The 2,016-nt window shown below is 72.9% G+C and carries 1 protein-coding gene; it reads left to right on the plus strand.

All coding sequences use genetic code 11. The features are described 5' to 3' along the window. Positions 1 to 566: 566 nt before the first annotated feature. Positions 567 to 2,016: APC family permease (locus tag GT042_RS21085; RefSeq protein ID WP_237531016.1), on the plus strand; the 1,450-nt coding region annotated here is incomplete at its 3' end.

Consider the following 2,016-nt stretch of genomic DNA (forward strand, 5'->3'; position numbering starts at 1 on the left):
ACGCCCCCGGGTCCCGCCCCCGGTCCCGGAGACGGACGGCGGCGGGGACCGCGGAACCGTACGCCCGAACGGGTGATCGGGCCCGTTGTCCGGGTGTCGCGCGCGCCGGGAGGGACCGGTGGCGACCCCGGCGGAAGACACTCGCGGATGTGACGGACACAGAGGGTCAGGACGGACGGGGCAAGGAGAGCGCGGGCGCGCCGCACACCGCGGCCGGCGGCGCGGTGATCATGCCGAAGCTCGACGCCGAGCAGTCGGGGCTCCTGCGGCGGGTCGGTGAGGAGTGGGGGCGGGTGTCCGCGCCCCCCGAGGCCTGGCGCCGCGTCCTGCCGGTGGACCCCGACGTCGGCAGCTACCCCGAGCCCGGCCAGATCGTCCCGGCCCGGTTCGGACGGGTCGTCAGCGTCCCCACGCTCAGCGGCGGACCGACCACGGCGGAGGCCGGCGGGGCGGGCGGGGACGAGACGGGGGCGGGCCCGGAATGGCAGCCCGGCGGGGTGGCGCTCCGTCTGCGGCGGACCCTCCTGGGGGCTCCCCTCGCGAACACGGCGATCGTGCGGGAGCGGATGCGCAAGCTGGTGGCGCTGCCGGTGCTCTCGGCGGACGCCCTGTCGTCGGTGGCGTACGGCCCCGAGGCGATGCTGCTGGTCCTGGTGCTCGCCGGGACCGCCGGGCTCCACGCGACGGTGCCGGTGGCCCTCGCGATCGTGTTCCTGATGCTGGCCGTGGGATTGTCGTACCGTCAGACGATCCGCGCGTATCCGATGGGCGGGGGCTCGTACATCGTCGCGACGGACAACCTGGGACGGATCCCGGGACTGATCGCCGCCGCGGGGCTGATGACGGACTACATCCTCACCGTCGCCGTCTCGGTGTCCTCCGGCATGGGGGCGGTCACCTCGGCGATCCCCAGCCTCTCCCCGGAGATCGTCCCGATCGGCGTGCTGGTCATCGCCATCCTCCTGGCCGGCAACCTGCGCGGGGTACGGCAGGCGGGCGCGCTGTTCGCCGCGCCCACCTACGCCTTCATCATCGCGATCCTCGCGCTGGTGGCGACGGGCCTGTACAGCGCGGCGGGCCGGGACTTCACGCCCACACCGCACCCGGTCGTGAACGCGACCGAGGGGCTGGGCGTGCTGCTGGTGATGAAGGCGTTCGCCTCCGGGGCCACGGCGATGACCGGCATCGAGGCGATCTCCAACGCCGTGCCCGCCTTCAAGCCGGTCGCCTGGCGCAACGCGCGCACGACACTGTCGTGGATGATCGTGCTGCTCGTGGTGTTGTTCGCGGGGGTGGTCGCCCTGATCCACTACGAGGGGATCGTGCCGCAGTCGCAGGAGACCGCGCTGTCCCAACTGGCCCATCGCAGCTACGGGTCGAACGGGTTCTACGTCTTCACCCAGGCGGCGACCGCGCTGGTGCTCCTGCTCGCCGCGAACACCGCGTACAACGACTTCCCCCGGGTCCTGTTCCTGCTGGCGCGCGACGACCACGCGCCACGGATCTTCCTGCGCCTGGGCGACCGGCTGGCGTTCTCCAACGGGATCATCCTGCTGTCGGTGGCCGCCGCGCTCGTCTACATCGCCTTCGAGGGCAAGACGGCGTCGCTGATCCCGCTGTACGCCGTCGGGGTGTTCCTCGCCTTCACCCTGTCGCAGTGGGGCATGGTCGTGCACTGGTGGCGCAAGCGCAACCGGCACTGGCGCAAGAGCCTGTGCTTCAACGCCACCGGCGCGGTCCTGTCGGCGGCCGTCTTCATCACGGCGGGCATCACGAAGTTCACGGCCGGGGCGTGGCTGGCCATCCTCGCGGTGGGCGCGTTCCTGCTGGTGACGACGCGGATCCACCGCCACTACGCGAGAGTGCGTCAGGCGCTGCGGCTCCACCCGCAGATGATCGAGATCCCCGGGCACTCGATCACGCCCCACTCGCGCCCCGACACCGGCGCAGGCAGCGGCACCGGCCCCGACACCGGCACGGGCACCGGCACCGGCTCTTGGTCCGCCGCCCGCGCGC

This window comes from Streptomyces sp. SID3212 (assembly GCF_009865405.1).
Lineage (GTDB): Bacteria > Actinomycetota > Actinomycetes > Streptomycetales > Streptomycetaceae > Streptomyces.